Raw genomic sequence first — 6700 nt, forward strand, 5'->3', positions numbered from 1 at the left:
GCGCTTTCTTCGCCAGGCCGCCGCCAACCTGCGTCGCAAGCAGAAGGCGCTCTCCCGCTGCCAGAAGGGCAGCCGGCGCCGCGCCAAGGCGCGGCTGCTGGTGGCCAGGGCGCACGAACGGCTGGCGAATGCTCGCAACGACTTCCAGCACAAACTCTCTCGACAGATCGTTGACGACAACCAAGCGGTGATCGTCGAGACGCTGAAAGTCCGCAACATGATGAAAAACGCCCGCCTCGCCAAGCACATTGGCGATGCGTCCTGGCACGCCTTGATCACCAAGCTGGATTACAAGGCCAGGGAGCAGGGCAAACACTTGGTCAAGATCGACCCGTGGTTTGCCAGCTCCAAGACCTGCCATGTGTGCCAGCACAAGATGATGGACGCCATGACGTTGAGCATCCGGTCGTGGGAGTGCCCAGCCTGCCATGCGATCCACGACCGGGACATCAACGCGGCGCTGAACATCAAGCACCAAGGCATTATCAATTTGAAGGCGGAAGGGCTGTCCGTCTCTGCCCATCGAGGCTTGCGTAAGTCCGACACATCGTCGCAGCTGCCTGAGAAGTGGGAAGCCTCGCCCGCTAGGGCGGGGAGCAGTCACCATTAGAGGGGTGCAAGGCTAACAGATCGCGAGCGTGGAATGATCGGCGGGCATTTTGCACGGCCTCGTCTGGTTCTGCCCGGCAGCGGGCTCAACCAGACCATCGGGCGGCCAGTCGGTTGAAGGTGAGTGTAGCCTTGGCAGCGAAGCAATCAGGTGGCCGAAACGGAAAGCCCGCGAGCCATGAACTGACTCGCGGGCTTTGAGGTGGCCTTGCCTGTATTTGCCCCGCTCTCAGCTCGCCTTTTCAGCGATGGCGACCTGGTCCCTGCCGCCATGCTTTGCCGCGTACATGGCACGATCAGCTCGGGCCAGGAACGCCTCGGCCGTGTCGCCGGGCCTGAATTCGGTGATACCTCCTGAACAGGTCTGCCTGCGGGGTGTGAGTTTTCGCATACGCTCCACCACCCGCCAGGCCTCCTCAATGCCTGCATCGGGGAGCACCACCACGAACTCCTCTCCACCGATGCGAGCCAGCAGATCCGAGTGTCTCAGGACAGGACGCCATGCGCCTACCAGCTCCTCCAGCAGGGCATCTCCTGCGGGGTGCCCGTAGGTGTCATTGAAGCGCTTGAAATAGTCCAGGTCCATGAAGGCCATTGTCAGAGGTGAGCCGGAGCGCAAGGCACGGGACATCTCTCGTTCAAGCTCGCTTTCCAGATGCCTGCGATTGGCGGCACCGGTCAACGGGTCCGTGCGCGAGAGCTTTTCCAGCTCATCGGCCTGGCGGCGGGTTTCCCGCATCAGTCCGGCCATGCGATGCATGACCAGCATGAACAGCAGGATTGAAGCGATAGCGGCCACACGCACGACCTCGACATCAACACCGGCCGTCAGGAGAATCACCGCCGGTGCCAGCATGGAGGCCGCACCAAGAACGACGAAGCGTCGACCCGACAATTCAGCAATAGAGATATGGGAAGGAGGCTCAACCGAAGCTGATGGGTGCCATATGGCGGCCACGATCAAGGTGTAGGCCACCAGCCAAAGAGCATCGGTGATACCACCGGGCCCATACCAGCCCACCGAATTTCCGTGAGCATAAAGCATGTCGGCGGTCAGATAGGCCAGCATGCCCCATAGCAGGAATAGATGGGCCGTGACTCTAGCGCGATGCAGAAAGACAAGCCTCAGAATCAGCGGCAGCAGGATCAGATCCGCAACCGGATACGCCGTCGAGACAAGCAGTTGCAGCAAGGTGAGATCGGAGTCCTCCATATAAGGCGCGATCAATAGCGCCCATCCCGGAACAGCCGCCGCGACACCGACAATGAGTGCATCGCTGAGGGCGCCGTCACCCCGACTGCTGCGTTGCCCCATCATCCAGAGTGCGGCCATGAACAATGGATAGACAGAGAGATAGAAAGCGTCGGCAAGCGATGGAAAGGGTTCCAGGCCACGCAGATCCAACCAGTACCAAACGGCATGACCACACGCGGCCAGCCCCAGCGCACTCGCGATCAGGAGCCACGCTACCGGACAGAACAACCGCTGCCGGCGCTTGACCGCAAGAGCGACGGCGATTGCCGCAAGCGTAGTGGCTACCACATAAACCACACTGGCCAGGTGCCCGTATGGAATCACCACATAGAGCAGCGCCAGAAACAGTCCGCCTACGAACAACCAACGCCAAGCGTCTCCACCGACAAGCACGTCAATCGGCGCCGCATAGCTATCAGCAGTACCATTCAAGTCATCGTGTGACTGGCTCATCATCAACCCATTTCTGAATGACAAAGTTATTTGCAGCGTCGACGGATTCACCGTGCAGGTGGGGCGAAATCCAGATCGATTGGGCGGTACGATGGAGCAACGCCTTCCCACTCTCGGCCCGCTTGATGGAAGCGATGGAGACGTACAGCCGCCGGTCGAAGCAGTGCTCGGCCAGGGCCAGCTGGCTCAGGCCCAGCCGCTTGAGATGCTGCTTCAAGCGCTCGCGATCCAGCCGCAGGTGCCCGTCTTGGGGGACTATCACTGCTGGCTTCCTTTCCCGCGTATAGTATTCAGCAGCTCGGCATTTGTTGGGTGCTTCTCAAGCAGATCGACCAGTTTTTTAGCAGCCTCTATCGGCTTGAGACCGGTAAGCGCCCGGCGCAGCGCTCTTGTTGTTTCCAGCTCCTTCGGATCTAACAGCAGCTCTTCACGGCGCGTACTGCTTTTCGCGATGTCCAGCGCGGGAAAGATTCGCTGACTGGCAACATCTCTTGATAAAACCAGCTCCATATTCCCCGTGCCCTTGAATTCCTCAAATATCACCTGGTCCATGCGGCTGCCGGTATCAACCAAAACAGTTGCCAAAATGGTAAGCGAGCCACCATTCTCGATTTTCCGCGCAGAGCCAAACAGTTTCCGCGGGATCTCCATCGCCCGAGCATCAACCCCGCCCGACATGGTACGACCGCTGCTCTTTTGCCCCGCATTATGCACACGCGAAAGCCTCGTGAGTGAATCGATCACAATCATGACGTTGTGACCCTCGCCAGCTTGTTGACGGGCGGTATTAAGAAGCTCATCGGCAACACGAACGTGATGAGCATAGCTTTCATCCGAGGACGAAGCGTGTACCTCAGCCGGGACGCTACGTTTGAAATCAGTGACCTCTTCGGGTCGCTCATCTATCAACAAGGCATAAAGTTTAATCTCGGGATACGCCTTCCCCACAGCTTGGCAGATATGTTTCAGAATCGTTGATTTCCCGGCTCCCGGTGGAGCAACTATCAAGCCTCGCTGCCCCATTCCGATCGGCGTGATCAAGTCCATCGCGCGCACCGTGGGCTGCTCAGAACCCAACTCCAAGCGAATGCCCTGCGTTGGATTGATGGCCACACCATTCAAAAAACGCGTTTGTGGATCACCCTCAGACACAGCTTCGGTTGTCTCACCGACTGGTTTAGCGTGTTGATTCCTTTTCTGTTTCAAACTTAATATCTTTCTCGTCATGGTGCTTGTTAGCCGCTCTTATAGAAAATTACGAAATGGACTGATAACTCCCAAAATCACCTGAAGCGTGACTCTCGTGGAACTATCGAGGATGTCCTGTCAGCCAGCTGGCTGTCCTGAATTCAAGCAATAAGCGCAGCACCTGCGGTGTCCAGGGAAGACAGGTATTGAGAAGTAGGAATTGGGGACAGGACACGCTACCGCCCCTGCTGGCAGAATTGATGAGAATTGGCATCATCTCTAGTGCGGCAGTCCCTGCGTACTACTTGGAAACGTAAGCCATCTTATGCAGCTTTTACCTACCGTAACCAACCATTACGCACAGGGCAACGCCAACAAAGCATGGGGGGGGAAATAATAACCCGAATGCTGGATGCCCAACCTCCGAGGTCATTTCCCAACCTTTCGCCAAGGGGAATCGCCCTTCCCTCGCGGGCCTGGCGCTCAGCAATGCAGGTCGAAGCGGTCGATCATCAGGTGCTCCCCAGCATGTATGCCCGAAGCCCCGCCGCCTCACCCGCATGGAGTAGCCATGCCAGTACTGCGCAATTCGCTATCACTGCGAACCAGAAGAGGGCCTGGAACGGCTGCTTCCTGGTCTTGTGCCGGAACCCCTGCTGCGCCACCAGCGCCCCTGGCCAGCCGCCTAACATGCCTGCGAAGAGTAACGTGGCTTCTGGTGTGCGTCTTCTCCCCTTCCCTGCCGCGGCTTTGTCGACACCGTAGATGGCGAAGGTGATGACGCTCAGCAGCGCGTAGGCACCCACGAGCTTCACCGGGACGATGCCCAGAGCGCTCAAGGCCGCCAGGAATACAAAGAACGCAGCGGCCACTCCGCATGCCATTACAAGTCCTCTGGAACGCAGTAATGCAAGGCCTGCCGTTTTCAGGTAGAGCACCTTCTGCGCCTTCGGCCTGTTCTGGTTGTCACGGGTACCCACATAGGTGATCGGCTCGTTCACCCTTGGCCGACGGCTGCCGCGGGGAAAGGCGCTGATGTGGACGAATACGCGAGGGCCGCCTGCCGATGGCGAAATAAAACCGAAGCCCTTGTCATCGTTCCAGTCGGTGAGCTTTCCTTCATGTCGCATCTGTTTATCTCTGGCAAGCGTGATTCAGTATAACGTCCGGCGCGGCTGAAGCGACTTCCGGCCACCGTCGCGCTGCTTGCACGCGACATTGGCTTTTCATCGGCCAAGGTATAATATTTGTACAATAAATCGCACCTACCTTGAGGAGATGCGCCATGCAGCTGTTGCTTGCAGGTGCCAGTGGCGGTATCGGGCTTGCCATGCTGCGTCAGCTGCTGGGTGAGGCGCGCTGGAAGCGTATCTACGCCTTGTACCGCAGGCCCTCCCAGGCCTTGGAGGCACTGGCAAGGGAAGAGCCACGCCTGCATCTGCTGCAGGTCGATCTGTCATCGGATGGGGATCTCGAGGCGCTGCCCGGGAAGCTCGAAGGACCCTTGAACTGGGTGATCAACACCTCAGGGCTGCTGCATGACAGCGAAAGAGGCATGCAGCCGGAAAAGTCGCTGCAGCAGTTGAACCGTGACGATCTGATGGCGGGCTTCGAGGTCAATGCCATCAATCATCTGCTGCTGCTCAAGGCGCTCGAGCCGCTGCTGGCCAAGCGTGACACGCTGAAGGTCGCCTCGCTGTCTGCACGGGTGGGTAGTATCGGGGATAACCGGCTGGGGGCTGGTACGGCTATCGTGCGAGCAAGGCGGCGCTCAACCAGCTGATGCACACCCTGGCTATCGAGATGACGCGACTCAACCGGCAAAGCGTCTGTGTCACCCTGCACCCTGGCACCACCGATACCGAGCTGTCACGCCCCTTCCAGGCGCGAGTCCCGTCGCAACAACTCTTCTCCCCGGCGTTTGCGGCGCGTCAGCTTTTCGAGGTACTCGAGGCATTGACGCCCGTGGAAACGGGGAGACATTTTGCCTGGGATGGCGAGGCGATACCCTGGTAGCACTGCCACGAATCGCTGCCCGTCGCAGCGACGAAAACGTAGAAACGCATCCTGCGTCGACGGCAAACCCGAAGGCCGGAAGGTTCGATACCTTCCGGCCTTCGGAGCGTTTCACCACACTTCACCAAGGAGAGTCACCCTCCCCTTGCGGGCCTGCCCCTCAGCGGTGCAGGTCGAAGCGGTCGTTCTCCATGACCTTGACCCAGCCGCTGATGAAGTGGTCCATCATTCTCTTTTCGCCTCCATCGGCGGCGTACTCCTCCGCGATGGCACGTAGCTGGGAGTTGGAGCCGTAGACGAGGTCGACGCGGGTGGCGGTCCACTTCTTCTTGCCCGTGGCACGGTCGCGGCCCTCGAAGCGTTCCTCGCTCTCGTCGAGGGGCTCCCAGACGGTGCCCATGTCGACGAGATTGACGAAGAAATCGTTGGTCAGCTGGCCGGGGCGATCGGTGAGGACCCCCTCATCGCTGTCGCCGACGTTGGCGCCGATGGCCCGCATGCCGCCTAGCAGCGCGGTCATCTGCGGTACGCTGAGATTGAGCATGAACGCCCGGTCGATCATCAGGTGCTCGGCGGGGATGGAGGTGGTCTGCGTCTGCATGTAGTTGCGGAACGCATCGTGCCTCGGCTCCAGGAAGGCGAAGGTATCCACCTCGGTCATCTCCTGGGTCGCGTCGGTGCGGCCCGGGGTGAACGGCACAGTGATGTCGTGGCCGGCCGCCTTGGCTGCCATCTCGACCCCGACACTGCCGCCCAGCACGATCATGTCCGCCAGCGAAATGTTGGCGTCCGAGGCGTCCTTGATCTGCTCGAGCCGGTCGATCACCTCCGCCACGCCGGCGCGCACGTTGACGTCCCAGCCGATTTGCGGGTCGAGACGGATACGTGCGCCGTTGGCGCCACCGCGGTGGTCGGTCTGCCGGTAGGTGCAGGCCGAAGCCAGGCGGTACCCACCAGCTGCCTGGCGGTGAGGCCGGAATCGGCGATCTGTTGCTTGAGCGTGGCGATCTGCTGCTCGTTGACCAGCGGCCCCTGGTGCTCGGGTACCGGGTCCTGCCAGACGAGTACCTCGTCGGGCACCTGCGGGCCGAGGTAGCGGGCGCGCGGGCCCATGTCGCGATGCAGCAGCTTGTACCAGGCACGGGCGAACTCGTCGACGAGCACGTCCGGGTTCTCGTG

At 60.0% G+C, this 6700-nt stretch carries 8 protein-coding genes and 1 pseudogene; 3 read left to right on the forward strand and 6 right to left on the reverse strand.

Translation table 11 applies throughout. The features are described 5' to 3' along the window. The coding region (locus Q427_RS14250) for a transposase (protein ID WP_231613703.1) at positions 1–610 on the forward strand (610 nt) is incomplete at its 5' end. A gap of 228 nt (positions 611–838) precedes the next feature. Here Q427_RS14250 and Q427_RS14255 read toward each other — a convergent pair. The 4 genes from Q427_RS14255 to Q427_RS30220 form a co-directional block, all read right to left on the reverse strand. Further along, entirely contained in the window at positions 839–2320 is a 1482-nt protein-coding gene (locus Q427_RS14255) for a GGDEF domain-containing protein (protein WP_231613706.1), read from the reverse strand. Then, a complete protein-coding gene (locus Q427_RS14260; protein ID WP_043515034.1) occupies positions 2298–2579 on the reverse strand; it encodes a helix-turn-helix domain-containing protein in 282 nt (93 codons plus the stop codon). The genes Q427_RS14255 and Q427_RS14260 overlap by 23 nt, the downstream gene beginning before the upstream one ends. Then, on the reverse strand, positions 2576–3544 hold the full coding sequence (rho, locus tag Q427_RS14265) for a transcription termination factor Rho (RefSeq protein ID WP_081786012.1): 969 nt from the start codon (positions 3542–3544) through the stop codon (positions 2576–2578). Before rho ends, Q427_RS14260 begins: the two co-directional genes overlap by 4 nt. A 473-nt stretch (positions 3545–4017) precedes the next feature. Then, a complete protein-coding gene (locus Q427_RS30220) occupies positions 4018–4635 on the reverse strand; it encodes a DUF1294 domain-containing protein (RefSeq protein ID WP_043515035.1) in 618 nt (205 codons plus the stop codon). A gap of 155 nt (positions 4636–4790) precedes the next feature. Between Q427_RS30220 and Q427_RS14275 the strand changes: the two genes are divergently transcribed. Next, positions 4791–5288 carry an SDR family NAD(P)-dependent oxidoreductase gene (locus Q427_RS14275; protein ID WP_231613704.1) on the forward strand — a complete coding sequence of 166 codons (498 nt, stop codon included), beginning with the start codon at positions 4791–4793 and terminating at the stop codon, positions 5286–5288. Continuing rightward, positions 5288–5521 carry a hypothetical protein gene (locus Q427_RS34140; protein ID WP_231613705.1) on the forward strand — a complete coding sequence of 78 codons (234 nt, stop codon included), beginning with the start codon at positions 5288–5290 and terminating at the stop codon, positions 5519–5521. The genes Q427_RS14275 and Q427_RS34140 overlap by 1 nt, the downstream gene beginning before the upstream one ends. A gap of 160 nt (positions 5522–5681) precedes the next feature. Here the strand turns inward: Q427_RS34140 and Q427_RS14280 are convergent, their stop codons facing one another. Both Q427_RS14280 and Q427_RS36315 read right to left on the reverse strand, forming a co-directional pair. Then, complete coding sequence (locus tag Q427_RS14280; RefSeq protein ID WP_331280642.1) at positions 5682–6404, reverse strand: peroxidase family protein; 723 nt, start codon at positions 6402–6404, stop codon at positions 5682–5684. Beyond that, positions 6344–6700, reverse strand: a pseudogene (locus Q427_RS36315) (hypothetical protein); the annotation flags it as partial. The gene Q427_RS14280 and the pseudogene Q427_RS36315, both read right to left, overlap by 61 nt.

The organism is Halomonas sp. BC04 (assembly GCF_000568385.1).